The sequence below is a fragment of the Oceanobacter sp. 5_MG-2023 genome (assembly GCF_030548165.1).
Lineage (GTDB): Bacteria > Pseudomonadota > Gammaproteobacteria > Pseudomonadales > Oceanobacteraceae > Oceanobacter.
Map to the genome: position 1 here is coordinate 33,240 of NZ_JAUORS010000019.1, position 25,338 is coordinate 58,577.

The 25,338-nt window shown below is 55.5% G+C and carries 21 protein-coding genes; 5 read left to right on the forward strand and 16 right to left on the reverse strand.

What is annotated here, in order from left to right:
• Nucleotides 1-99 precede the first annotated feature (99 nt).
• The 10 genes from mtnC to pcnB form a co-directional block, all read right to left on the reverse strand.
• Nucleotides 100-801 (reverse strand): acireductone synthase, encoded by a 702-nt coding sequence (gene mtnC, locus Q4551_RS12745; RefSeq protein ID WP_303434224.1) that lies wholly within the window; start codon nucleotides 799-801, stop codon nucleotides 100-102.
• A 2-nt stretch (nucleotides 802-803) separates the two neighbouring features.
• Nucleotides 804-1,367 (reverse strand): acireductone dioxygenase, encoded by a 564-nt coding sequence (locus Q4551_RS12750; protein WP_303434254.1) that lies wholly within the window; start codon nucleotides 1,365-1,367, stop codon nucleotides 804-806.
• Nucleotides 1,368-1,489: 122 nt separating this feature from the next.
• Nucleotides 1,490-2,122 carry a methylthioribulose 1-phosphate dehydratase gene (locus tag Q4551_RS12755; protein ID WP_303434225.1) on the reverse strand — a complete coding sequence of 211 codons (633 nt, stop codon included), beginning with the start codon at nucleotides 2,120-2,122 and terminating at the stop codon, nucleotides 1,490-1,492.
• A 23-nt stretch (nucleotides 2,123-2,145) separates the two neighbouring features.
• On the reverse strand, nucleotides 2,146-3,150 hold the full coding sequence (gene mtnA / locus Q4551_RS12760; protein WP_303434226.1) for an S-methyl-5-thioribose-1-phosphate isomerase: 1,005 nt from the start codon (nucleotides 3,148-3,150) through the stop codon (nucleotides 2,146-2,148).
• Nucleotides 3,151-3,331: 181 nt separating this feature from the next.
• On the reverse strand, nucleotides 3,332-4,990 hold the full coding sequence (pgi, locus tag Q4551_RS12765; protein WP_303434227.1) for a glucose-6-phosphate isomerase: 1,659 nt from the start codon (nucleotides 4,988-4,990) through the stop codon (nucleotides 3,332-3,334).
• Nucleotides 4,991-5,280: 290 nt separating this feature from the next.
• Nucleotides 5,281-5,661 carry an aspartate 1-decarboxylase gene (gene panD, locus Q4551_RS12770; RefSeq protein ID WP_303434228.1) on the reverse strand — a complete coding sequence of 127 codons (381 nt, stop codon included), beginning with the start codon at nucleotides 5,659-5,661 and terminating at the stop codon, nucleotides 5,281-5,283.
• A gap of 117 nt (nucleotides 5,662-5,778) precedes the next feature.
• The gene (gene panC / locus Q4551_RS12775) at nucleotides 5,779-6,666 is read right to left on the reverse strand and encodes a pantoate--beta-alanine ligase (protein ID WP_368501396.1); all 888 of its coding nucleotides are present in this window, start codon (nucleotides 6,664-6,666) and stop codon (nucleotides 5,779-5,781) included.
• Nucleotides 6,666-7,472 carry a 3-methyl-2-oxobutanoate hydroxymethyltransferase gene (panB, locus tag Q4551_RS12780; RefSeq protein WP_303434229.1) on the reverse strand — a complete coding sequence of 269 codons (807 nt, stop codon included), beginning with the start codon at nucleotides 7,470-7,472 and terminating at the stop codon, nucleotides 6,666-6,668. The genes panC and panB overlap by 1 nt, the downstream gene beginning before the upstream one ends.
• Nucleotides 7,473-7,680: 208 nt before the next feature.
• Entirely contained in the window at nucleotides 7,681-8,202 is a 522-nt protein-coding gene (gene folK, locus Q4551_RS12785) for a 2-amino-4-hydroxy-6-hydroxymethyldihydropteridine diphosphokinase (protein ID WP_303434230.1), read from the reverse strand.
• Nucleotides 8,199-9,545 (reverse strand): polynucleotide adenylyltransferase PcnB, encoded by a 1,347-nt coding sequence (gene pcnB, locus Q4551_RS12790; protein ID WP_303434231.1) that lies wholly within the window; start codon nucleotides 9,543-9,545, stop codon nucleotides 8,199-8,201. The genes folK and pcnB overlap by 4 nt, the downstream gene beginning before the upstream one ends.
• Here pcnB and Q4551_RS12795 point away from each other — a divergent pair.
• Complete coding sequence (locus tag Q4551_RS12795; RefSeq protein WP_303434232.1) at nucleotides 9,520-10,155, forward strand: hypothetical protein; 636 nt, start codon at nucleotides 9,520-9,522, stop codon at nucleotides 10,153-10,155. The genes pcnB and Q4551_RS12795 overlap by 26 nt on opposite strands.
• A 1,219-nt stretch (nucleotides 10,156-11,374) precedes the next feature.
• Here the strand turns inward: Q4551_RS12795 and Q4551_RS12800 are convergent.
• The 4 genes from Q4551_RS12800 to dksA form a co-directional block, all read right to left on the reverse strand.
• Nucleotides 11,375-12,823, reverse strand: a complete 1,449-nt coding sequence (locus tag Q4551_RS12800) for a sigma-54 dependent transcriptional regulator (protein WP_303434233.1) — start codon at nucleotides 12,821-12,823, stop codon at nucleotides 11,375-11,377.
• Nucleotides 12,820-15,741: an ATP-binding protein gene (locus Q4551_RS12805; RefSeq protein WP_303434234.1), complete on the reverse strand. Its 2,922-nt coding sequence runs from the start codon at nucleotides 15,739-15,741 to the stop codon at nucleotides 12,820-12,822. Before Q4551_RS12805 ends, Q4551_RS12800 begins: the two co-directional genes overlap by 4 nt.
• A gap of 129 nt (nucleotides 15,742-15,870) precedes the next feature.
• Entirely contained in the window at nucleotides 15,871-16,854 is a 984-nt protein-coding gene (gene gluQRS, locus Q4551_RS12810; RefSeq protein WP_303434235.1) for a tRNA glutamyl-Q(34) synthetase GluQRS, read from the reverse strand.
• Between the two features lie 104 nt (nucleotides 16,855-16,958).
• Complete coding sequence (gene dksA, locus Q4551_RS12815; RefSeq protein WP_303434236.1) at nucleotides 16,959-17,393, reverse strand: RNA polymerase-binding protein DksA; 435 nt, start codon at nucleotides 17,391-17,393, stop codon at nucleotides 16,959-16,961.
• Nucleotides 17,394-17,649: 256 nt separating this feature from the next.
• Between dksA and Q4551_RS12820 the strand changes: the two genes are divergently transcribed.
• The 3 genes from Q4551_RS12820 to Q4551_RS12830 all read left to right on the forward strand — a co-directional run bounded on the left by Q4551_RS12820 (nucleotide 17,650) and on the right by Q4551_RS12830 (nucleotide 20,336).
• Nucleotides 17,650-18,852 carry a pyridoxal phosphate-dependent aminotransferase gene (locus tag Q4551_RS12820; protein WP_368501398.1) on the forward strand — a complete coding sequence of 401 codons (1,203 nt, stop codon included), beginning with the start codon at nucleotides 17,650-17,652 and terminating at the stop codon, nucleotides 18,850-18,852.
• Nucleotides 18,849-19,646 carry a DNA/RNA nuclease SfsA gene (locus tag Q4551_RS12825; RefSeq protein ID WP_303434237.1) on the forward strand — a complete coding sequence of 266 codons (798 nt, stop codon included), beginning with the start codon at nucleotides 18,849-18,851 and terminating at the stop codon, nucleotides 19,644-19,646. Before Q4551_RS12820 ends, Q4551_RS12825 begins: the two co-directional genes overlap by 4 nt.
• Nucleotides 19,647-19,898: 252 nt before the next feature.
• Nucleotides 19,899-20,336, forward strand: a complete 438-nt coding sequence (locus tag Q4551_RS12830) for a hypothetical protein (RefSeq protein ID WP_303434238.1) — start codon at nucleotides 19,899-19,901, stop codon at nucleotides 20,334-20,336.
• A 112-nt stretch (nucleotides 20,337-20,448) separates the two neighbouring features.
• On the opposite strand, the gene Q4551_RS12835 is transcribed toward Q4551_RS12830, so the two are convergent.
• Nucleotides 20,449-20,787 (reverse strand): Rieske 2Fe-2S domain-containing protein, encoded by a 339-nt coding sequence (locus tag Q4551_RS12835; RefSeq protein ID WP_303434239.1) that lies wholly within the window; start codon nucleotides 20,785-20,787, stop codon nucleotides 20,449-20,451.
• A gap of 599 nt (nucleotides 20,788-21,386) precedes the next feature.
• On the opposite strand from Q4551_RS12835, the gene Q4551_RS12840 reads away from it, so the two are divergent.
• The gene (locus Q4551_RS12840) at nucleotides 21,387-23,894 is read left to right on the forward strand and encodes a DNA polymerase II (RefSeq protein WP_303434240.1); all 2,508 of its coding nucleotides are present in this window, start codon (nucleotides 21,387-21,389) and stop codon (nucleotides 23,892-23,894) included.
• A 58-nt stretch (nucleotides 23,895-23,952) separates the two neighbouring features.
• Here the strand turns inward: Q4551_RS12840 and Q4551_RS12845 are convergent, their stop codons facing one another.
• Complete coding sequence (locus tag Q4551_RS12845; protein ID WP_303434241.1) at nucleotides 23,953-25,326, reverse strand: aspartate aminotransferase family protein; 1,374 nt, start codon at nucleotides 25,324-25,326, stop codon at nucleotides 23,953-23,955.
• Between the last annotated feature and the right edge of the window lie 12 nt (nucleotides 25,327-25,338).

The window sequence follows — 25,338 nt, forward strand, 5'->3', positions numbered from 1 at the left end:
AAATAGAAAACCTGGCTAGAAAACAACCAAACAAGTGTGATTTATAAGGCGGAAGGAAGAGCTTCTATCAGCGAATCAGATACGAATTTCAACGGCCTGCTAGAGCACGATATCGTCAAAGCTGCTGACTACCGGGTGAGGTGATTGGGTTGGCAACTCGCCATCACGTACCAGCCAGCAAGTTTGCATGCCAGCGGCAGCGGCAGCGTCCAGTTCAGCTTTGATATCCGACAGAAACAACACCTCGTGGCTATCCCGCTGTAACTGTTGGGCAATCGCCCGGTACGATGCAACTTTCTGTTTGCCGCCGACCGTGGTGTCGAAGTGGCCACGAAACAGTGGCAATAAATCGCCATCCTGGCTATAGCCAAAAAACAGCTGCTGCGCTTTTACCGACCCGGATGAATACACGTACAGAGGAATGCCTGCCTGATGCCATTGTTTCAGATTGGCGGTGGCATCCGGGTACATATGTGCGACGTAATCACCGTTTTTGTAACCCGCTTCCCAGATCAGCCCCTGTAATACCTTGAGTGGAGTGGCCTTGCGGTCAGTGGCGATCCACTCCAGCAGGGTATTGATCAGCGCATCGGTATCCGCACTGCTGATACCACTGCCGGGGGCTTCCTCTTCGAGTAGCTGCGCCGTAGCATGCAGCTGCTGCTGTACCAGAGGATCGTGCTGGTTGGCCCGTACGTAACCGGCCAGATGGCTGGCCGCGTAAGGAAACAGCACCTCTTTGACAAAGGCGATGGAAGAGGTGGTGCCTTCGATATCCGTAAGAATGGCAGTTACCGTCATGGTCAGTTTTCCAGGCGATTAAAACGGTCGGCAATGGGGTTACCGGTGTAATTGGCCACCCAGCCATCCGGGTTGTTAAACAGGCGAATAGCGATAAAACCGGGATTGTCACCCATATCAAACCAGTGTGGCGTATTGGCCGGTACACTGATCAGATCACCTTGCAGGCAGAGTACTTCGTACACCTTGTTATCGATATGCAGGCTGAACAGCCCTTCGCCAGCGACAAAAAAACGGACTTCATCTTCGCTGTGGCGGTGTTCCCGCAAAAATACCTGACGTAATTCGGCTTTTTTCGGGTTGTCAGTATTGAGGCTGACCACGTCGATGCTCTGATAGCCTTCTTCCTGTACCAGGCGGTCGATGTCTCTGGCGTAAGCGGCAATGACGTCTTCCTCGCTAGCGCCGGGCGTTAACTCGGTATCGGTGCTCCAGTGTTCAAAGCGTACACCCACCTGTTGCAGGCGTTCGCGAATGTGGGCGTGGGTGTCGGTCGTAAATAACAGTTGTGCGGTTTCGTGGTCCGGGTAAATTCGCAAGATGCTGCCGGGCTCTTCTTGCACCATATCCAGCTCGGCGCGCATGTAGCCACTGCGTCGGGCGTGGGAGGGTTTACCATTATTCCAGGTACGGAGATCTTTACGAGTCAGGCTCTGACGAGTGATGTACCTTGGTTTTGGTGGACGTTTCATTGCTGCCTCAGTCGTTTGAGTTCCAGTTGATAGTCGAACAGGTGTTCCAGTGCTTCGAGGTGACGCATGCATTCGGCCAGATTCTGTCCCCAGGTATAAACCCCGTGACCACGAATCAGGTAGGCATGGCCTTGTTGGCTGGCTTGCATGCGCTGTTCAACCTGCTGCGCCAAACGGTGGATGTCCTGATCGTTATCGAACACCGGAATCACCATTTGGCAGTGATGGCTGGTCTGGCCTGAAAAGGCTTTCAGCAGTTCCCAGCCGCTGAGTATCAGTTCACTGGTCGGGTGGATATGAGAGAGCACCACGGCGGCTTTGGAGTGAGTGTGTAACACGGCGCCAATGGCGGGGTCACGCTGATACAGTTGTGTGTGTAACAGGGTTTCGGCACTGGGCTTGCCTGCAGTCCAGGCCTGTCCTTGCCAGTCGACCGCCAGAATATCTGCCGGGGTCAATTCCCCCTTGTGCTTGCCCGAACTGGTCAGGGCACAGCCGTGCTCATTCAGGCGTACAGAGTAGTTGGAGCTGGTGGCCGGAGACCAGTCGCGATCGTATAGCTGTTTGCCATAACGACAGAGGTCAGAGGCGGCCAAACGGAAAGCTTCCGGATCAAATACAAGTGCCATGATACTCCTCGGCGATATCCTTGTCAGTGAGTTGCCAGCAGAGCAGCCACTGATGCAACCGATGGTTGATGAATCACACCACGCTCGGTCACGATGGCGTCGATCAATCCGGCCGGAGTAACGTCAAACGACGGGTTGATGGCCTGGCAGTCGTCCGGTGCAATCTGGATACCTTGCAGACGGGTTACTTCGGTCATCGGCCGTTGTTCAATCGGGATATCAGCACCGGATGGCAAGCTCAGGTCAAAGGTGGTGGAGGGGGCGACGACCATGAATTTCATGCCATGATGGCGGGCCAGTACTGCCAGGCTATAGGTACCAATCTTGTTGGCGACATCACCGTTGGCGGTAATGCGGTCAGCACCGACAATAACCCAGGCGGTATCGCCCTGTCGGAACAGCTGGGCGGCGGCCCCATCACACACCAGCGAGACCGGAATACCATCCTGCATCAGTTCCCAGGCGGTAAGACGCGCCCCCTGTAACCAGGGACGGGTTTCTCCGGCGTAGACATGACGGATCTTGCCATCAGCCCAGGCACTGCGAATAACGCCCAGTGCGGTGCCATGGCCACCGGTTGCCAGTGCACCGGTATTACAGTGGGTGTACACCGTGGTCTGGTCGCCCAGTAATTCGCTACCCCATTGGCCCATGGTCAGATTGGCCTGGATATCTTCCTCGTGAATCCGTCGTGCTTCGGCCAGGAGTTGCTGGCCGTTGGCATTGGTCAGCGCGGCCATGCGCTCCAGTGCCCAGAACAGATTCACCGCCGTTGGCCGGGATTCGGCCAGTACCTGATACGCAATATCCAGATCGCGACCTGCCAGTGCATCCAGTGCGAAGCCATAAGCGGCAGTAATGCCAATTGCTGGCGCACCACGAACCACCATTGAACGAATGGCATCGGCGGCATCGGCGGCGGAGTGGCATTCAACCAGCTGATGTTGGTGGGGAAGGATGCGCTGATCGAGCAAATGCAGCGTCTGTTGCCGCCATTCAATGGCGACGACCTGAGAGTGTAGAGACATAAGCGTGGGTTATTCCAATGGGAACGACAGACCCTCGATACCCTCGAGTATGGCCTGTCTTAGAAGATATAAACCCGCACAGTTTAGCGCTAACCGTGGCAACTGTCGCGACCGGGACCGTGGCAATCGCCGGAAAAATACCTTCCGGCTGCGTCATGTCAGGACATAACGCAGCCGCTGATCAAAGTTTCGACTGCATGCAATGGAAGGCTTCAATCAGACCGCTGGTGGAGCTGTCAAAGGTATCCGGGATGGTATCGGATTCCAGGGCATCCAATACCTTGCTGCCGAGTTTTTTACCCAGTTCAACCCCCCACTGATCAAAGGAGTTCAACCCCCAGATCATGCCTTGGGCGGCCACCTTGTGCTCGTACAGGGCGATCAGGGCACCGACGCTTTGCGGCGTTGTTTTGGGGAAGTAGAGGGTATTGCTGGGGCGATTGCCGTTGATGGCTTTTTGCTTTGCCAGTGCCTTGGCCTCGGCATCTGTTTTGCCTTCGGTCATCAGTTCGGCGATGGCTTCCTGTTCTGTTTTGCCTTGCAGCAGCGCCTGGCTTTGGCTGAGGCAGTTGGATACCAGCATGGCATGGAAGTTATCGATGGGGTTGTGACTGCACATTGGCATGATGAAGTCGCAAGGAGAAAAATGCGTGCCCTGATGCAGCAACTGGTGGAAGGCGTGCTGGCCATTGGTACCAACGCCGCCCCAGATCACCGGGCCGGTATGGTAATCCACCGGTTGGCCGTCGAGGGTGACGGACTTGCCGTTACTTTCCATATCCAGCTGCTGTAAATGCGCGGGCAGGCTGCGCAAATAATGGTCGTAAGGCAGAATGGCGTGGGAATTGACACCAAAAAAATTGACGTACCAGATACCGAGCAAGGCCATGATAACGGGCATGTTCTGCGCCAGCGGCGCGGTACGGAAATGCTCATCCATATGGTGAGCGCCACGCAACATATCGCGGAAGTTGTCGATACCAATCGCCAGCGCCAGCGGCAGGCCAATGGCTGACCAGAGTGAATAACGGCCGCCGACCCAGTCCCACATCGGGAATATGTTTTCTTCGGCGATACCAAATTCAATCGCTTTTTCAACGTTGGAAGAAACCGCCGCAAAATGCCGACACAAATACTTTTCACAGCCGCCATTGCTGAGAAACCACTGACGGCAAGCCAGAGCGTTTTTCAGGGTTTCCTGGGTGCCAAAGGATTTGGACTGGATAATAAACAGCGTCGTCGCCGGATTCAGGTGTTTGAGAATCTCGGTGATATGGGTGCCGTCAATGTTGGCCAGGTAGTGCACATTCAGGCCGCTGTCGGAATACGGCTTGAGGGCATTGGACGCCAGTTTTGGCCCCAGAAATGACCCTCCGATGCCAATGGACACCACGTCGGTAAACGGCGCGTTATTGTAGCCGCGCCATTGGTTACGACGAATCTTCCAGCAGAATTCTTCCATTCGCCGTACCGTGTCGCGTACTTCCGGCATGATATCTGTGCCATCCACCATCACTGGCCGGTCACTGAAGTTACGCAGGGCGGTATGCAGGGCGGGGCGGTTTTCACTGCGGTTAATCGCTTCGCCTTCAAACATGGCGTTGATTTTGGCCGGTAACTGGCGTTCCTCCGCCAGTTGTAACAGGTGGCTCAGGGTCTCTTGGGTGACACGGTTTTTGGAGTAGTCGAGACTCAAACCGGCAGCGTTCAGATGAAAATCATCAAAGCGGTTCGGGTTGGCAGCGAACCAGTCAAGCATGTGCTGGTCTTTGATCTCGCCGTAATGGCGCTGCAGGGTTTTCCAGGTATCGGACTGGGTCAGGCTACTGGCCAGGGTCATAAAGCTTCCTTCAATGTCCATATGGTCTGTGAGGAGTATACGGAACTGCTTCATGGTCAGCAAAAAATCGCATAAGTACTTTGGTCGGCGTTATATCAACGGGAATAAGAGCCGGACAAAGAAGCAACAGAAGAGAAGCAACAGAAGAGAAGCAACAGAAGAGAAGCAACAGAGAAGATGCCCATATCGAAGATAACGACACATAGGCAGTAAAGAACAGCAGGGAAAAACACCGTGGCGGACAAATCGCCAGCAAAAGAATCGGCCACCACGGGAGGTGGCCGGGCAGGTCAGACGACCTGTACAGGAATATCGAAGCTGGTATGGCTGGCGGTGTTATCAGCGTTGATATACACCATTTTGGGTTTGTACGTTGCCAGTTCTGCTTCGTCAAAATTACCGAAGGTACAGATGATAATCCGATCACCAACGTCAGCCATGTGCGCGGCTGCCCCGTTCACTGAAATCATGCCAGAGCCGTCTTCCGCCCGAATGATATAGGTGGTGAAGCGTTTGCCGTTACTGATGTTGTAGATCTGGATCTGTTCGAATTCGCGCATACCGGCGAGATCCAACAGAGCGCCATCAATGGCGCAGGAACCTTCGTAATTAAGCACTGAGTGTGTCACACAGGCTTTGTGAAGTTTGGCTTTCAGCATAATGGATTGCATGGTAACCCCTTAAGAGTACTGCGGTTCGACGCACTTGGAACGACGCCGAAACCGGGGATTTCCCTCGCCAGATCGGCCAATAATTGCACGATTGATGCAAGGGGGCGGGAGTATGCCCTAATCAAAATCGGTATTCAATGACACCAGAATATTATCGATCAGCCGGGCTTTGCCAAGCGAGGCGGCAGCCAGGATCACGATTCTGGTGGCTTTGGCTAACTCGCTGGTGTCCAGTTCGGCCAGTGTATCGGCATCACGTACTTCGATGTAGTCCCTGATGAACCCTTGTTGCTGCAGGTCATGGTCGGCCTGCTGCAGTAATCCGGGCAAGGCTTCACCGGCTTGCAGGCCCTGGGCGATTCGGGTCAGCGTGCGATACAGCTGCGGTGCCGCCTGTCGTTCAGCATCGGTCAGATAGCCGTTACGGGAACTGAGTGCCAGCCCATCGCTGGCGCGAGCCGTTGGTACTGGCACCAGCGATACCGGAATATTGAGGTCTTCGACCATTTTCCGAATCACCGCAACCTGCTGGAAATCTTTCTCACCAAAAAACGCCAGATCCGGCTGTACCATATTGAACAGTTTGGATATGACGGTGGCGACGCCATCAAAGTGGCCCGGACGACTGCCACCGCACAACCCGGCAGACACCCCGGGTACGTGGACATGGGTCTGGATGCTCTGGCCATGGGGATACATTTCGGCCACAGAAGGGGCAAACACCAGATGGCATCCGGCGTCGGCCAGTTGCTGGCTATCGGCTTCCAGCGTGCGCGGATAACGTTCCAGATCGCTGGGGTCATTGAATTGCAGCGGGTTGACAAAAATACTGGCGACCACAAAGCAGTTTCTCTGCCGGGCGGCGTCGATCAGCGAGATATGACCCCGGTGCAGATTACCCATGGTCGGGACAAGGCCAATATCATGGCCTGCGGCTTTGGCTGCGCGCAGCTGTTGGCGCAGCTCGGAGACGGTGTGAACAGTCATCATGGTGGGTGTAGACATCAGGCAAACTCATGTTCCGGGGAGGGAAAGGTACGATTCTTGACTTCGTCGTTATAAGCCGCCAGCGCTTCGGGAACAGTACGTCCTGAGGTGGCAAAGTTCTTGACGAATTTCGGGACATGATTCGGGTTCAGCCCCAGCATGTCGTGCATGACCAGCACCTGGGAATCGGTTGCTGAGCCGGCACCGATTCCGATGACCGGCACGGTGACGGCCTGCGTAATACGCTTACCCAGGTCGGCCGGTACGCATTCCAGTAAAATCATGTCAGCCCCGGCTTCTGCCAGAGTGACCGCAGCATCCACCATGGTATCGGCATGCGACTGACCACGGCCTTGTACCCGGTAGCCACCTAACTTATTGACTGATTGCGGCGTCAGACCAAGGTGAGCACACACAGGCACTCCCTGTTGTGCCAGGCTGGCAATCAGTGGTGCAAGCCATTGATCACCTTCCAGCTTGACCATATGGGCACCGGCTTGCATCACGGCGCGGGCACTGGCCAGGCCTTGCTCCAGCGTGCCGTAGCTCATAAAGGGCAGATCCGTCATGATCAGCGCCGGTCGTTGTGCCCGGCGGTTGCCATTGGCAACACAGCGAGTGTGATACACCATATCTGTCAAAGTGACAGGCAAGGTGCTGTCTTGCCCTTGCAGCACCATACCCAGCGAATCACCAACCAACAGGGCTTCAATGCCTGCATCAGCGGCCAGTTGCGCGAGGGTCGCGTCGTAGGCGGTCACCACAGCAAAGGTTTGCTGCTGGGCCTTGTATGCCTGTAATGAACGAAGTGTTACTGGATTCAATGTGCTACTCCCGTGTGGATAAGCCACTATCAGGTCGCCAATGGTGCGGATTGGTGATCATAAGTCAATATTGGCAGGTTAACTTTTGTTTATTGGAACAGGTCGTTCGATCCTGCTGCTCATTTTTTGACGTATCAGACGTCAAGCCATTATGCGTACGGATGACGCGACAACAGGATGGTATGAGGGTATTTCACCGTGGCCAGGGTCACGGGGGTGATAGCAGATCGGCGCGACTGGGGGTGGTCATGATAACCAGCTGATCTTGCTCCGTCAGTGTCTCCAGTATCGAGGACAAGGCCGTGCCATTGGGTAATCGACCGTCCGGGGCCAACTCGACCAGGGGCTGGATAACAAACAACCGGTTGCACATCTCAATATGGGGCACCGACAGGCGTGGCAGGTCGATACACTGGTCGGCGTACAGCAGGATATCAAGATCCAGCGTTCGCTCTCCCCAGCGGCGCAAGCGCACACGGCCCTGCTGTTGTTCGATCGCCTGTAACTGGTCGAGCAGCGCCAGCGGTGCCAGGGTTGTGTCTATGCGAGCAACCGCATTGACATAATCCGGCTGATCTTGCGGCCCGACCGGCTTGCTGCGATAAAACGACGACCAGCCTGTCAGCTGGATGTCGCGACACTGCTCCAGGGCGCTTAATGCCTGACGCAACTGCTCGGCGGGCTGGTCGAGATTGGCCCCCAGCCCGAGGTAACAAGTAACCGGTGTCATGTGTTGCGGGGTTTGCGGCGGCGGCGTTTGCGCTGCGGCTCATCGCGATAGGCATGGCGAGACGTATCGGGTACACCTTCGCGTTTTTGTAACTCGGTCCACCAGTCGCCAATACCGTGTAAATCTTCACCGGATTGCTCACGCAGCAGCAGGAAGTCGTAAGCGGCGCGGAAGCGAGGATGCGCCAGCAACTCTTTGGCTTTGCGGCTCTGGATTTTGGGCAGACGCAACTGCAGCTCCCAGATTTCGCGCATCGGAATAGAAAAACGCTTGGGAATGGCGGTGTGGCGAATCTGCTGCGATAAAACCCGGTCAGCGGCTTTTTGTAGCGCCGGATGAGGGGCCATACCGGACGCTTCAAATTCTTGCTGCATTCTTACCAGAGCAGGCCACAGCAGTGCCGCCAGGAAAAAATACGGCGTAACCGACTTGCCAGCCTGAATGCGGGTGTCGGTATTACGCATGGTGTTTTCAGCGATATTGCGAGCAACTTCATCTTCTTGCATACACTGTTCGGTTGCCGGAAACATATGCCGGAACAAACCATGATCACGCAGTAATTGCAGAGTGGTCAGTGCCTTGCCAGCCAGAAACAGTTTCAGTAATTCATCAAACAGGCGAGCGGCAGGAATTTGCTCCAGCAGCGGTGCCAGCATGGGAATCGGTGCCGCGGTATCAGCTTCCAGATCAAAATCGAGCTTACCCATAAAGCGGATGGCTCGCAGCATCCGTACCGGGTCTTCACGATAACGGGTTTCCGGATCACCAATCAGGCGCAACTGGCGGCTTTGCAGGTCGTCCCAGCCACCGGCATAGGAATACACACTGAAATCCGCAATATTGTAGTACAGCGCATTAATGGTGAAATCCCGCCGCAGCGCGTCTTCCTCGCGATTACCGAAGACATTGTCTCGCAGGATCATGCCCTGGTCGCCGGTAGAGGCTTCCTTGCTGGAGTGTGCTTCGGTAGGAGGGGCGCGGAATGTCGCGACTTCGATAACTTCCCGGCCAAACACCACATGCACCAGCTTGAATCGGCGACCGATCAGGCGGGAATTACGGAACAGCTGGTTCACTTGTTCCGGCGTGGCGTCGGTGGAGACGTCAAAATCCTTGGGCGACAGACCCAGTAAGGTGTCCCGTACACCACCACCAACAAGCAAGGCTTCATGGCCGGCATTATGGAGCCGGTACAAGACCTTTAAAGCCGCGTCGCTGATCTGGCTGCGACTGATATTGTGCTCATCACGGCTGATAACACGCAGGTTGGCGGAAGGCGCGGCGTTGTCGGCAACGTCGTCGGGCTGGAGAATATTTTTGATAAATTTGGTTAGGCGCTTCACTGATGCTCAGTTTGGTTACTCGCAACGAAGCGAAAGAGTTTACCAGTGTCAGCCACGATTGATAAATCAATCCGTCAAACAGGCAATAAAAAAGCCGCACAATGGCGGCTTTTACTGGGAGGCCCTATTTTTATTATTGTGTCCCTCAATGCTCGGACTGGGTGTCCGCTCTTTTGAATATTCAGTATCGCCTGTTGTTATTTTTATCAGCGAGACCATTCATTCGAAACAGCCGACAGGGCGCATCTCTTGTTATTTTTGTTATCGAGACTTGCCACGGCAGATGGAAATTATTGTTATTGTCATCTGCGAGAAGCGCTTCGCATTGTTGTTTTTATTGTCCGCTGCGCTTCGTGATATAGATAAAGCAGGTGCTGTGCCAACTTTTAAAATACCATTTAAATCAATGGCTTATGATTTTTTAGAAATTATTTCCCCAATATTTGGCCCGGATTGTTACCTGCTTTCGGGGTCTAAGGTAACAACCAGTGTGCGAGGTAACACTTTGAGCCAAAGAGGGTTTTTCGTGCCAGAAAAGAATCAGAATGCAACTTTTAATTTTGCTACCAGCCGATTTTTACGCCGCACAGTCAGCAGCCGTCACCAGTAACAGTCACCAGTCACCAGCAGCGCCGGATACCCCAGGCACCGGCCATACAGCTCGATGGATTATCGGCACCAACCGTATCGCAAGGGCACTACGGCGGACGATCACGGAAATCCTGACGGCCCCAATGCCCTGAATACACACGATCCCGGCTTGTACAGAAATTGAATGGAGTGGAATCAGGCATTAAGCGAATCGATGTGATGGTGTCGCAGTGATGGTGTCGCAGTGATGGTGTCGCAGTGAGAAGGGATGAAATAACAAACCCCGCCACCTTTACAGGTGCGGGGTTCCGGGGGATAGCATGGTCTGTCCTATACTCAATCACCGTTTGTTATTTTTATTGTCGGTGATGGCTGGCTGAGTGCAGCTTGTTATTTTTATAGTCTGCCTCAGCTCTTGTTCTTGAGTTTAATATAGCGAGTACCGTGCCAAGAAATAAAACTTATTTAATATCAATGAGTTAGGTATTTCAGAGTGCATCATGTCCATGAATGACAGGCATTTGTTACCTTGATAGCGGGGAGTTGGGTAACACATTGGCCATGGCGTAACACTTGGGTAGCACTTCTTTGGGAGGAGAAGCGGACAAGGACAAATGGATACGAATGGAACCGGTATGAATATAGACAAAGGGACACGGACGGAGCCGGGGGCACGGATAGAGTGATACGGAGAGATGGATGTAAATAGAGCCTGGTATGGACGGAGCCGGTTATAAATACGGCGGCCCGGAAAAGAACAAACCCCGCCATCTTTACAGATGCGGGGTTCGCGAGAGAGTACGATTTTTTTTTGTTCTGACGCTCATTCGCCGATTGTTATTGTTATTGGCGGCGTAAGGTTGGAGATCACTGATTGTTTTTATTGGTGGTGATGCCAGCTCTTGTTGTTGCGCTGGTTAAAGCGATTTGTGTGCCAATAAACGAGCTCTTCCTTTCTTTTATTTTTTATCCTTTAAAATCATCAGGTTACGTTTTTTGGTTGTGGTGGGTGTCCATAATGATATTGGTATTTTTACGTAATGATGCGAGGTGTTACTCAGTGTGTTACCGCGAGTAGCGTTGCCGTCGGCTTGTTTGGGGTAGTGGGGTAACACTTTGGTGGTGGGCTGTTTGGGGTGTGCTGCTGCAATGGCAGCTAGCAGCACGAATGCCCGCCCTGAACGATTTCGTGGCGGCCAGGTGCTGCGGTTGCTTGAGGCGTGGTTGGTGGAGCGCGGTTATTTTTTCTTGCGCGGTATGCCCAGGCGCTGGCGTCGTTCCCACAGGCTTTTACGGGAGATGCCGAGTTTGCGGGCAAGGTCGGTCTCGGTCATTTTGGCTTCGTTTTCCAGTACAAAATGCACAAAGTAGTCGTCGAGAGACAAGTCACCCTGGTCGCTGTGTTCTGCCCGTTCGGCGGTCGCGGGGTTGTTGTTGTTTTCGATCAGGTTCTCGCGCATGGCGGAGCTGATGTAGCGATCGGGGGAGAGGTCGATGCCAAGCAGTTCTGCGCTGACGTACTGATCTTCCGCAAGAATAACGGAACGCTCAACGGCGTTTTCCAGTTCACGAACGTTGCCAGGCCATTGGTACTGTTTGATGCTGGCGATGGCGCCGCTGTCGAATTGCATCGGTGGTTGGCCGAGTTTTTCGCAAGCCCGTGTGAGAATAAAGCTGGCCAGTTCGATCACGTCGTCACCGCGCTCACGTAACGGCGGCAAGATCAGTTCAACCACATTCAGGCGGTAGTACAGGTCTTCGCGGAATTCGCCACAGGCAGCCATTTCCTTGAGGTTACGGTGGGTGGCGGCAATCAGGCGTACATCGACCTTGATACTTTGTACGGCCCCCACGCGGCGGATTTCACTTTCCTGCAATACCCGCAGCAGTCGCGCCTGGGCTTCCAGTGGCAGCTCACCGATTTCGTCGAGAAACAGGGTGCCACCATTGGCGGCTTCAACCAGCCCCTGACGCTGGCTGGCAGCGCCGGTGAAAGCGCCTTTTTCATGGCCAAACAGTTCGGATTCCAGCAGGGTTTCGGGGATGGCGGCGCAGTTGACCGAAATCAGCTGGGCGGCGGCGCGGTGGCTCTGGTTGTGCAGGGCCTTGGCAACCAGCTCTTTGCCGGTGCCGGATTCACCATTGATCATCACGGTTGCGTTGGTGGGGGCAACCTTGCTGATTTTACGAAACAGTTTTTGCATGGCATCGCAGCTGCCAATAATGCCGTTGTTGCGGGAGATATCGGTGGCGTCGTTGTGTCCGGCCTTGTTGCTGTCGCTGGTTTGAGCGGGCACCGGCTGGCTGGCAGTCACGGCGGAGGTGTCTGTCAGCGATTGACGGGCCTTGTCGAGGATCGATTTGACGGCTTCGACCAGTTCGCCATGGTCAAAAGGTTTGGCTATGTACTCAACCGCTCCCATTTTCATGGCATCGACCGCAGAGCGGAGGCTGGCAAAGCTGGTCATGATCAGAACCGGGGTGGTGCCGGCCAGTTCTATCAGATCGGTGCCCTGGCCACCGGGCAGGCGCAAATCGGTGATCACCAGATCAAAGGTGCTCAGATCGTGCTCACGGGCGGCATCGATACTATCGAGGTCGGTGACTTCGTAGTGGTGACGCTGCAGTAGTCTGCGTACCGATTGGCGAATAATGGCTTCGTCTTCGACGACCAGAATGCGACTCATAGATTTGTTTCCATCCTGTTTTCCGGCAGGTAACGCGGGAGGCTGACTTTAACACAAGTACCGGCATTCCCGCTGACTGGGCTGACGATCTGTACCTGACCATAATGTTCTTCAATAATACTGTACACCAATGCCAGACCAAGACCGGTGCCTTTCCCCACTTCCTTGGTGGTAAAAAAAGGCTCGAATACCTGTTCCATTGTATCGGCCGGAATGCCGTGTCCCTGGTCGATAACGCGAACAGTCACCTGATGCATGTCTGCCAGTGTATCGGCAATGACTTGTTGCCCAGGTTGACTGGCATCACGGGCGTTGCTTAGCAGATTAATAAACACCTGTACCAGGCGCTGGGAATCACCAATGACCATCAGTTCGGGGTCGCTTTGGTTAACGAACTCGATATCCGGGCTGCGCTTGTTCAGCCGCAGCAGTTGCATGGCGTCTTCCAGGCAGTGATGCAGGTTGACTTCTTCGTTTTCGGTGGCGTGATTACCGGCATGGGCGAAATTCATCATGGATTGCAATATGCGGCTGACACGTTGGGTCTGCTCCCGGATTTGCTGGGCAATCTGGTGTATCTCGGGGTTGTCGGTTTCGTATTCCATGCTTTGGGCGAGGCAGTCGATACCTGTGATCGGGTTGCCAATTTCATGGGCGACACCCGCCGCCAGACGGCCGATCGAGGCCAGCCGTTCACTGTGAATCAATTCCCGCTCCAGCAGCTGGGTTTCGGTCTGGTCTTCCAGCAGCAGCACGATACCGCCGGGCTGGCGGTTGGCCGACTGGATAATGGATTTGTGCAATGTGTACCAGTGGGGCTGCAAGCCAATATCGACCCGTTTTTTGTGTTCATGGAGGGTGGTTGTGGTAATAAAGCGGCCTAATAAATCACCCCATGGCTCGGGTAATTGCGCCAGCAAGGTGCCGGTTACCCGCTCCGCTGCCAGGCCGGTCAGCTCAACCATGGCCTGGTTCCAGAGCAGGATTTCGCCATCTTCTGCCAGCGAGCAGGCACCGATAGGCAACCGTTCCAGGGTTTGGCGATGATAGCGGCGCAGGTGGTCCAGCTCTCCGGCAATACCAGAGAGGCGGTCATTAAAACCTTCGAGCCGCTGCTCAATAATATAAATATCACTACTGAGTTCGGTACCTTCCTGCAGTGGCAAATAGCGGCGGATAATATCCTGTGCCACGGTGGGGCCAAGCAGGCTCGACAGGTTGGCTTCGAGCCGTACCCGCAAACGGCGCAACTCGTGCGGCCGGTCTTCGTAGCTGGGCAGGCCGAGGTCGGTCAGTGCCTGATGCACTTCACGTTCTGCCATATAGCGGCCCAGTGGCCGACTGAGCGTCAGAATGGCGTCGTTGGAGTTTTCGGCTTCCAACAGTTGCATGCTGGGGCGCTGGGCGGCAATCACACAGGCATCGGCGGCACTGAGCTCGGCATCCTCTGGTTTGCGTGTCAGGCTGATGCCGACAAACAGCATGGCGTTACCAAGCACACTGAGCAGCGCCGTGCGGTGCCAGTTGCTTTCGTCGGGAATCATAAACCAGTGCTCCCACTCGGAGCCGGTCAGTAACAGCGGCAAGAGCAGCCCCAGCAACCAGATACCGAGGCCGACACTCAGGCCAACCACAAAGCCGGTGCGGCTGGCTCCGCGCCAGTACAGCAGGCCGACGATACCGGGCAAGAATTGCATTGCGGCCCCGCAGGCCAAAATACCGAGGCGGTTGATGTCGAGGGTATCGCCCATCAGCTGATAAAAAAGATACGACAGCGCAATCAGCCCGAGAATCAACAACCGCCGTGACCATAGCAGCCAGCGGTAAAAATCGTGTTTCGGGCTGGGCTGATAGTGCGGAAACAGCAAGTGGTTCAGCAACATCGAGGTGGTGGCCAGCGTCATCTGGATACTGACACCGGTGGCGGCGGCGACACCACCCAGAAAGACCAGCAGCGTAATGGTCGGCGAGCCGGTTTCCAGCCCCAGCCCCAGGGCAAAGTACTCGGTAGGCACCGTTAGCTGGTGGTTCATGCCACCCCAGAGCAAGGGCGGTATCGACAGGCTCAGCGCCAATAAAATCAGTGGAAAGGCCCAGCTGGCCAGTCGCAAGGCCCGGTTGCTGACGTTTTCGGTAAAGGTAATGTGAAAGGTATGGGGCATTGCAATCGCAATCGCCAGACACATCAAAAACAGCGTTAGCCAGGGGCCACTGGGTGGCCCCGAAGGGCGGCTGGCAAGGTATTGATGAATCGACTGCAGCCATTGGTCGCCACCGACAGAGGCCGGAATAATATCGAACAGCAGCACCAGGGTCGTCACGGCAATGGCAATCAGTTTGAACAGGGACTCCAGCGCCAGAGAAAATACCAGCCCTTCGTGGTTCTCACGGGGGGTCATCTGGCGCGCGCCAAACAGGACCGCCAGCGTCAGCAGAATGGCGGAGAAGCCGAGCGCCAGATAATTCACCGGCCAGCCTGGGCTGAGAATGTCGAGGGTATCGGCCACGGCCTTGATTTGCAGGCTGAGTAACGGCACCACCACACACAGCATACAAATACTGACCAGCACACCCGCAGACGGGCTGCGATAGCGGAAGGCCAGCAGATCGGCGAGGGAATTAAGCTGATAGCGGCGGGTAATACGCAGGATCGGCCGCAGCAACAGTGGCGTCAGCAAAAAAGCACCGGCGAGGCCACCAAAATAAGACAGGTAGCCGTAGCCGTACAGCTGCGCCAGCGCGACACTGCCGTAGTAGCCCCAGGCGCTGGCAAATACCCCCAGCGACAACAGATACACCAGCGGTTGTTGTACCCAGCGGCGCGGTATCCAGCTGCGCTCGACAGCGTAGGCGCTGAGATACAGCAGAGCCAGATAGCCAAGTAATATCAGGCAGAGCAGACTGAGGCTGAACGTCATCAGGCAGGTTCCTGGTCTGGAGCGGGTGACCGTCACGAGCAACAGCGGCGAGGCCACTGCGTTATCGGGCTAAAACCGCGACGCTAAAAAAGGACGACAGGGTAACATAAAGCCTTTCAGCGCTGATATTTATGCCGGATCACTACTGCCAGGGCGTTGAAACGCCGCCGGAGCAGGCAGCTGGTGGCGGCCATGCAAACGTTCGGGTTGCCAGTGTTGGATCGCCCACTGCAACAGGGTGTGATTCCCTGCACCTTGCAGAGTGGCGGGTGGTTGCTGGCCCAGCCAGTCCAGCGCCAGCCAGAGCGTCTGGCCGCTGTGGTCGGGTTGTAAGGGCAGTGCCAGGTTCTGTTTGCTGAGCTTCTGGCCGTTGCGTTCGGTGGCGACCGGAATATGGGCGTAGCTGGGTGCATCCCAACCGAACGCCTGATAGATCAACAGCTGGCGCTGGGTCGAGTCAATCAGATCAATGCCCCGAACGATCTGGTTGATACCCTGGTCGTGGTCATCCAGCACCACTGCCAATTGGTACGACCAGAGCTGGTCGCGGCGACGAATCACAAAATCCCCGATGTCACGACTGGGTGACAGGCAATAGCGGCCTTGCAGGCGATCGTCAAAACACACCGGCGCGGCCTGGGGATCAACCCGGAAACGCCAGGCGTAATCCTGCCCTGCTTCCCTGTTGGGGGGATGGGCGCAGCCTGCCAGATGCAAACGCCCTTGCAACTGCTTGCGGGAACAGCCGCAAGGAAACGCCAGACCAAGATCGGCCAGCTGATGCAGACCGTCTAAATAAGCCGCATGACGCTGACTCTGGTAACAGACGCTGCCATCCCAGGTCAGGCCATAGGCTTCCAGCGTGCGGAGAATATGCTGGCTGGCGGCGGGATCTTCCCGCTGCGGGTCAAGGTCTTCAATACGCACATGCCACTGGCCACCGGCGTGGCGCGCATCCAGATAGCTGGCCAGTGCCGCCAGCAACGATCCAAAATGTAAGGGGCCAGTAGGCGACGGCGCAAAACGGCCGATATAAACCGCTTTATGAGCTGTTGTGCGTGGGGTTGCCAGTTGCGCAGAAGAGGCGTGTTGGGAGGTGGCGGAATCAGTCACTGGACTGGTTGCCGGATGGTGTGCGGAAACAGCAGCAGAGCAGGGCATAAGCACTTGGCATCAGGAAACGTGCGGGCAAGTATTGCCCGCCGCGTACAACCGGGTCAGACGCCCAGTTGTTTTTCTTTGATTTCTGCGAGGGTTTTGCAATCGATACACAGGTCGGCGGTTGGACGTGCTTCCAGACGACGAATACCAATTTCTACACCACAGGCTTCACAGTAGCCGTAATCACCTTTGCTGATCAGCTCAATGGTTTTATCGATCTTTTTGATGAGTTTACGCTCACGGTCACGGGTCCGCAGTTCGAGGCTGAATTCCTCTTCCTGGCTGGCGCGATCATTGGGATCGGCATAATTGTTCAGCTCCGTTTGCATGTGCTCTTTGGTGCGATCGACTTCTTCCATCAGCTCTTGTTTCCATTTACGCAGAATATTTGCGAAATGCTCAAGCTGAGCGTCGTTCATATACTCTTCAGTCGCGGACGCCTGGTAAGGAGTAAAGTCTGTCAGAGCGAATTCTTTTTTATCTTGCGGCATGGTGTTGCTGCCTCACCTGGTTAACGGGTTCAATCAACCGAACACTTGGCGCTCATGGCAGTAAGGACCAGTGGCCTGATCCGGCATGTCCATGGACGCCAAAATAATAAGGCCGGGAAACTATCAGATAACGGCGCGAGCGCCAACTATTTCATGGGGCCGAAGCCGCCAGCAGGCAAATAGACGCGTTAGTGCTCGACAATTTGTCGAATTGCTGGCTTCTGTCACACTATTGAGTTCGATGCAGGAGACTTTTGTGGAACACACCGCCCAACCATCCCAGACACCAACCGAGCCCGCCATGACCCGGCGCAGCCAGGCAATATCCCCGTTTCAGGTGATGGCGATCCTGACCGAAGCGCAAACCTTGCAGGCCGCCGGTCACGACATTATTCACCTCGAAGTCGGGGAACCGGACTTTCCAACGCCAGCGCCCATGATCGATGCCGCCTTTAGCGCGTTACGGGCGGGCAAAACCGGCTACACCCCGGCGCTGGGCCTGCCAGCACTGCGCGAAAAGCTTGCCGAGTGGTATCAACAGCGCTTTGGTATCCGCGTTGCGGCGTCCCGCATTGTGCTGACTCCCGGCGCTTCCGGTGCCTTGTTATTACTGGCTGCCGCCCGACTGGAAAGCGGCGACAAGCTGATGCTGGCTGACCCCGGCTATCCGTGTAATCGCCACTTTGCCCGGCTGTTTGAAGCCTGTGGCCAGCTGATTGCTGCAGGGCCTGAGCAACGTTATCAGCTGACCCCGGCGATGCTGGAACAGCACTGGACACCGGCTACCAGGGCCGCACTGGTGGCCAGCCCGGCGAATCCGACGGGTACCGTCCTGAATCTGACGGAATTGTCTCGATTGGCCAGTACAACTGAACGGCTGGGCGGCGAGTTATGGGTTGATGAAATTTATCAGGGGCTGAATTACGGCAGCAGCCCGGAAACCGTGTTAGCGGTTGCCGATAACGCCGTGGTGATTAACAGCTTTTCCAAATATTTTGGCATGACCGGCTGGCGGCTGGGTTGGGCCGTTGTGCCGGAGCACTGGGTGCCGACACTGGAAACCCTGGCGCAGAATGTCTTTCTGGCACCGCCAACCCCGGCCCAACACGCTGCCATGGCCGCCTTTGAACCAGAAACGCTGGCGCTATTGGCTGAGCGGCGGAACATTCTGGCTGAACGCCGAGACTATCTGCTCACCGCCTTGCCAGCGCTGGGTTTTGTGGTGCCGGTAGCACCGGATGGTGGATTATACGTGTACGCCGATGCCAGCCGTTTTACCGACGACAGTCTGGCGTTTTGTTTGCGCGCCTTGCGCGAAACCGGTGTTGCCCTGACACCCGGGGTGGATTTTGGTGAATATCAGGCCCAGACCCATATCCGGTTTGCCTTTACCGCCGATCTGGCGCGGCTGAAGCAAGCGGTCGAACGGCTGTCAGACTGGCTGGTGCCACGCGGATGAAGTACAGCTCCGCACTGATTCCCGGCCGTTTGATCAAACGCTACAAGCGCTTTCTGGCGGATATCGAGCTGGCCAACGGCGATATAATTACCGCCCACTGCGCCAATACCGGTGCCATGACCGGCTGTGCCGACCCCGGCTGCCGGGTCTGGTTATGGGACAGCGCCAACCCCAGGCGCAAACTGCGCTACAGCTGGGAATGGACTGAAGTGGCAGGGTTGTATAAAGCCTGCATCAATACCGCCAGAGCCAATCAGCTGGTGGCTGAATTTCTGCAGGCCCAATTGACGGCGGAGCCAGGCACGGCTCCGGCCAGCTCACCAGACAGCCTGACGATATCTGAGCGCTTCCAGGGCTACACCCGGGTACAACGAGAACCCAAAGTGACGGATGGACGGCTGGATTTTTTGCTGCAGGGGGAAGGGCTGCCGGATTTGTATATCGAAGTCAAAAGCCTGACGCTGCTGCGTGAAGATCGGGGCCACGGCATGGGCTGTTTCCCGGATGCCCGCACCGAGCGTGGCTTGAAGCACTTGCGCCGCCTGCAGCAGCTACAACAACAAGGCCATCGCAGCCTGTTGTTATTCTGTGTGGCGCTGGAGGGAATAACCCGGGTTGCCGCAGCGGCGGATATCGACCCGGACTACGCCACGGCATTGGCCGAGGTGATCCACAGTGGCGTTGAAGTGCTGGCCTTGCCAGTGCAGTTTGATGTTGAGCAATCCAGCTTACAGCTGTTAGCCAATCAGGAAATAGCGGTTGTGTCTGCTGCTGTGGCTCCGGGGACGGAATAAGCCGCTTCCAGCCAGATTGGGGTCGCCGCAGTAGCCGGGCGGCGGCAAAAAACAGCGCCATAAACGACAGCCAATCACTGTATTTTGCGCGACACCAGCCTGGTGCCGTTTATGTAAAGAACAGCAAGAAGACATTTGCCCCGTTAATTATTGCTCTTTTCCGACTATGCTGTTGCTCGCGATCCGCGGGCCAGTCGCAACGAGCGTATTGGCGCATCCATGGATACATATTAACGACTCCGGAGTACTTGTATGAATGTAACCACCCGATTGATTTCTGTTGCCAGCCTGGCTGTCGTATTGGCGGCACCTGTTTATGCCGATGACGAGCCGTCCTGGTGGGACAGCCTGGTGAGCAAAGGCAAGGCGATGTTTGATAGTGGCGAAGAAGACGTTGCCAGTCAGGTCGATGACAGCAGCGAAGCCGTCGCAGACAGCTCCGACGAAGGCGAAAGCATGGCGGCAGAAGGAATGGAAGCAGGCAAGGAGATGGCCCAGGACAGCTACGAATCCAGCAAGGAAACCCTCAAGGAAGGTTATGAAGCTGGCAAGGAAACAATCACAGAAGTGGTTAAAGAAAGTTATGACAACGGCAAGGATGTTGCCAAAGAAAGTTATGACGAAGGTAAAGAAGTAGCCGAAGAAAGTTATGAATCCGGCAAAAGCGCACTCAAGAATGCGTTTAACTAAAAGCCGCTGACGGAGTCGTCGTCTGCTCCGCAAGATGGCTGGCGCTGCCAACCGGCAGCGTCAGCGGTTGTTCAGGTGATGGTTAAAACGAGGTATCAGGCTGGCGGTATCTTTATCCATCCAGTTGTACCAACAGCTGGCCGTCCCGGATTGTCGATGCAACATCCGTTAGATACTGGCCGCTACAGGGGCCAGCGATACACCGGCCATCCTCAACCTGAAACAAGGCCCCGTGGGTGCTGCACTGGATAAAATGGCCATCGATATCCAGAAATTGATCTGGAACCCATTCCAGCCGAATCCCCAGATGTGGGCACTGATTGCGGAAAACAAACCACTGCCCGGCCCGCCGCACGATCAGTAACGCCGTATCATCCAGCTCAAAACCTCGACTGCAACCCTCGGCAATAGCGTCTGTGGCACATACGCTGCGCCATGTATTTATCGTCATTATTACCCCGGGTTAATATGGTGTGACGCAAGGGGACGGCAGCTGCCGCTGGACAATAGCCCCGCCTACCGCTCACGCAGAGCCACGAATGGTAATACCCAAGGGCCAGCATGACCAGTTATGCGCAAGTGCGGAATAGCGAGAGTGACCGGGATAACAGGGAACAAGCACAAGTGCGAGTAGCAGGAATCAGAAGCAATAAACGGAAGCAATAAACAGCAGGCAAAAAAACGCCCCTCAAATAGAGGGGCAAAGCAACCGTGATTAGCTTGATGAGAGAGATCACCGCACAACCTGAGCTGTGATGTGAACACCGTGCTATCTCTAGCGCCGATAAGTAAACAATAGTCATTCTCATTATCGGTGTCAATAATAATTCTCATTTATTTTGGGCGGATGCCGGGAGTGGCGCATTATGACCTTCCCTATGATCTTCTCTAATGACCTTCTCTTGGAGGTATGAACGCATGCCGCGGCTGATAGCCCTTACTCTCGGTTGGGAATTGGCTGTGAACCGGGTGCGGCCGGTTACTGATCGGTTGTAGTCAGCCAAAACCAGGTTGATTAAACTGGACACCCACCTGCACCGATGATCCTTCATGAGCCGTTCGCTTGATGCCTTTCTACTGACTTCCAGCTGGTCGGATAGCGCCCCAGCCCAGGATTCTGAGCTGGTATTCTGGTGGCACACCCCGAATGGCCCGTTACGCCAGCAACTACGTCAGCCAGCGGTGTGTTTTATTGAACGTCGCCATCAGGCAGACGCTGAACGCATGGCCCACACCCTCGGTTGGCCTGTGCGTTGTCGAGCGGTTGAACTCACCACCTTTACACAGCAAGCGGTCACGGCGTGTTATATGCCCGCCAGCTACTGCTATCGCTGGCGCAACTTGCTACAGAACCAGGGCATTCCCTGTCGCGAAGTGGATGTGCGTATTACCGACCGCTACTTGATGGAGCGTTTTATTTACGGTGCCGCGGTGATCCATTACGAAGAGGGCGGGCTGGCATCTGCGTTACCCGTGGTTGCCGACACCGACACAGACACAGAGGCCGCTGGCCCTGCCTATCAATGGCTGAGCGGTGGCCATTTAACCCCGGGCAGCTACCGCCCGACTTTGCGCTGGCTGTCGCTGGATATCGAGACCAATATTCCACGGCAGGGAGAAGCGCTGAAACTCTATTCGGTGGGGCTGGTGACACCGACGCACCGGTGTGTGCTGCTGGTGGAGCAACATGGTGCCGCACCAGCAGCGGCAACAGATCCATCTGAGCTGGTCCGGCTAGCGGACGAAGCATCGGTATTACACGCCCTCAACAACCGGATAGCTGCCAGCGACCCGGATGTGATACTGGGCTGGAACCTGATCCAGTTCGATCTGGATGTGCTGCAGCAAAAATACCACGAACATACTATCCCCATGAGTTGGGGCCGGGACGGCAGCATCCTGCGGGTTCGGCAACAACGGAATACCCCCGACCGGATTATCGTGAATATGGACGGGCGGCTGGCACTGGATGGGATCGAACTGCTCCGGGCAGCCAGCTACCAGTTTGAAAGTTTCTCGCTGAATGCGGTGTCTGAACAGCTGTTAGGTGACTCCAAGCTGCTGACCGGCAGCCAGCGCGGTGACGATATTCAGCAGCTTTACCAAACCGACCTGGCCGCCTTCAGCGCCTATAACCTGCAGGATTGTGATCTGGTCTGGCGTATCTTCGAAAAGGTCAAACTGCTGGATTTTGCGATCGAACGCAGCCTGATGACCGGGCTGGCACTGGATCGGATGGGCGGTTCGGTGGCGGCCTTCGAGAACCTCTACCTGCCGCGCCTGCACCGCGCCGGTTATATCGCCCCCAATATTGGCGAAGGTTATCAGGCCGAAAAAAGCCCCGGTGGTTATGTGATGGATTCAACCCCGGGCCTGTTCGAGCACGTACTGGTGCTGGATTTCAAAAGCCTGTATCCGTCGATTATCCGTACCTTCAAGATCGACCCGATGGGCTTGATCGAAGGGCTGGCCACCGACGCCACACAGGCGTTACCCAATGACCATTGGGTGCCGGGCTTTTTTGGTGGGCGTTTTCATCAACAACAGCATATTTTGCCCGAACTGATCCGAGGGTTGGGCGAACACCGGGAACACGCCAAGCAAGAAGGCAACAAGCCGCTGTCTCAGGCGATCAAAATCATTATGGCGTCTTGTTACGGTGTTTTGGGGTCGGAAGGCTGCCGGTTTCACGACACCCGGCTGTCGGCTTCGATTACCAAACGCAGCCATGAAATTATCCAGGCCAGCTCCGACTGGATTGCGGCACAAGGCTACGAAGTGATTTATGGCGATACCGACTCGGTATTTGTCTGCTTGCGTACGGCGGTCTCCGATGCCGCCGCCGACCGGATTGGCCAGCAGCTGGCCAGTGACCTGAATCGCTGGTGGGCAGATAACCTGCAACAACGGTTTGGCATCCAGAGTTATCTGGAAATGGAATACGAAACCCATTATCAGCGCTTTTTTATGCCCTCGATCCGCGGGGCAGACACGGGCAGCAAAAAACGTTATGCCGGGCTGATCCACGATGCCGATGGCCTGCCACACATGGTTTTCAAAGGGCTGGAAGCGGTGCGCTCCGACTGGACACCGCTGGCGCGGCAGTTCCAGCAACAGCTGTACCGGAAAATCTTTCTGCAGCAGCCGTATTCTCACTGGGTGCGGCAACAGCTGGATGACCTGCTGGCGGGGCACTCGGACCATCTGCTGAGTTACCGTAAACGTTTGCGACAACCGTTGGCCATGTACCAGCGGCAGATACCGCCCCATGCCCGGGCAGCAATGAAACTGGATCAGTGGCGACAACAGAACGGCCTGATGCCGAGATACCAGCAAGGGCGTGGCTGGATACGTTACCGCATCACCGCCAAAGGCCCGGAGCCGCTGGATGACATATCAGAGAACGACCAGCTCGACGGCATAAGCTACCCAACTGCCGCACCGGATTATCAGCACTATATCGACAAGCAACTACGGCCCATTGCCGCTGCGATTTTTCAGTTTACTGGCGATGACGTGGATGACCTGCTGGGGATGCAAGGGTCCTTGTTTTTGTGACAGGTAACGGGCAAGCCGCCGTGCATAGCGGTAATTACCGACAGGCACGGCGGTGTGATCACATGGTGGAGAGTCCCTGATCCAGTATCGCCAGGATCTGGTCAATCTGAGCGTCGGTGACACACAAAGCCGGGCTCATATTAATCACGTTATTAAACGTATCAAAACAGCGGTTGGTACGGCCGACCAACAAGCCTGCGTTTTTACAGGCTCCCACCAACTGCATGGTTACGGACTCATCCACCGGTTCTTTGCTGTGCGGATCGGCGACCAGCTCCAGCCCACACAATAGCCCTTTACCGCGAACATCACCAATCAACGGGTATTTGGCTTTTAATGCCTGCAAGCCCGCCATCAACCGATCACCCATCACCTGACAGTTTTCGATCAGGCCTTCGCGCTCGATAATATCCATATTGGCGAGGGCCGCAGCCGGGCCAGCCAGACAGCCACCATAAGTGGAAATATCACGGAAGTAGCCCATCGTATCGGCGGCATTCTCTTCCTGCAGCGCCTGATACACCGTTTCGGTAGTAACGGTACAAGAGATCGCGGCATACCCGGACGCCACCCCTTTGGCCATGGTGACGATATCTGGCTGCACATCATAATGCTGATACCCAAACCACTGGCCGGTACGACCAAGGCCACACACCACTTCGTCGATAATCAGCAGCACATGGTGCTTTTTGCAGATTCTGTCGACCGCCTGCAAATACCCTTCTGGTGGCGTGATAATGCCGCCCCCGGCGGTAATCGGCTCAATAATCACCGCGCCAACCGTTTCCGGCCCTTCGCGCAGAATGACATCTTCCAGCAACTGGGCGGCTTTTTGGCCGTAGTCGGTGGCATCGTCAAACTGGTTGCGATATTCAAAGCAGTGCGGAAACTCAACAAAATCCGGCACAAACGGGCCGAACTGTTCCCGGCGCTGGGATTGCCCGGCCGCACTCAAGGCGGCGATGGTGGTGCCGTGGTAATCCCGATCGCGGTAAAGAATCTTGTTCTTTTTGCCGTCATAATATTTGTGGGAAATCTGGCGCACCATCTTGAAGGCTTTTTCGTTGGCCTCGGAACCGGAGCTGGAATAGTACACCCGGTTCATCCCCGGCATCTTTTCCAGCAGGCGATGGGCAAAGCTGGCCGCCGGTTTGCTGCCCATACCACCGGCAAAGAAATTCAGCTCCAGCAACTGGGCGCTGATCGCATCCACTATTTCCCGCCGGCCATAACCCACATTCGTGACCCAGACACCACCGGCAGAGGCATCCAGATAGTGATTGCCATCGATATCCCACAAATCCAGACCATCGCCCTTGACGAACACAGGTAGCCCTTTCGCGGCCGCGGCTCCGGGGGTTATATGATGCCAGACGTAAGATTGATCGAAGTGTTTGATCTCTTCGTCGGTGTATTGATCGAGTGGTGGCATAACGTATCTCCG

Coding starts and splice junctions, on each gene's coding strand:
- mtnC (WP_303434224.1), bottom strand. CDS start 801: ATGACGGTAACTGCCATTCTTACGGATATCGAAGGCACCACCTCTTCC.
- Q4551_RS12750 (WP_303434254.1), bottom strand. CDS start 1,367: ATGGTGCAAGAAGAGCCCGGCAGCATCTTGCGAATTTACCCGGACCAC.
- Q4551_RS12755 (WP_303434225.1), bottom strand. CDS start 2,122: ATGGCACTTGTATTTGATCCGGAAGCTTTCCGTTTGGCCGCCTCTGAC.
- mtnA (WP_303434226.1), bottom strand. CDS start 3,150: ATGTCTCTACACTCTCAGGTCGTCGCCATTGAATGGCGGCAACAGACG.
- pgi (WP_303434227.1), bottom strand. CDS start 4,990: ATGACCCTGGCCAGTAGCCTGACCCAGTCCGATACCTGGAAAACCCTG.
- panD (WP_303434228.1), bottom strand. CDS start 5,661: ATGCAATCCATTATGCTGAAAGCCAAACTTCACAAAGCCTGTGTGACA.
- panC (WP_368501396.1), bottom strand. CDS start 6,666: ATGTCTACACCCACCATGATGACTGTTCACACCGTCTCCGAGCTGCGC.
- folK (WP_303434230.1), bottom strand. CDS start 8,202: ATGACACCGGTTACTTGTTACCTCGGGCTGGGGGCCAATCTCGACCAG.
- Q4551_RS12800 (WP_303434233.1), bottom strand. CDS start 12,823: ATGAGTCGCATTCTGGTCGTCGAAGACGAAGCCATTATTCGCCAATCG.
- Q4551_RS12805 (WP_303434234.1), bottom strand. CDS start 15,741: ATGACGTTCAGCCTCAGTCTGCTCTGCCTGATATTACTTGGCTATCTG.
- dksA (WP_303434236.1), bottom strand. CDS start 17,393: ATGCCGCAAGATAAAAAAGAATTCGCTCTGACAGACTTTACTCCTTAC.
- Q4551_RS12825 (WP_303434237.1), top strand. CDS start 18,849: ATGAAGTACAGCTCCGCACTGATTCCCGGCCGTTTGATCAAACGCTAC.
- Q4551_RS12830 (WP_303434238.1), top strand. CDS start 19,899: ATGAATGTAACCACCCGATTGATTTCTGTTGCCAGCCTGGCTGTCGTA.
- Q4551_RS12835 (WP_303434239.1), bottom strand. CDS start 20,787: ATGACGATAAATACATGGCGCAGCGTATGTGCCACAGACGCTATTGCC.
- Q4551_RS12840 (WP_303434240.1), top strand. CDS start 21,387: ATGAGCCGTTCGCTTGATGCCTTTCTACTGACTTCCAGCTGGTCGGAT.
- Q4551_RS12845 (WP_303434241.1), bottom strand. CDS start 25,326: ATGCCACCACTCGATCAATACACCGACGAAGAGATCAAACACTTCGAT.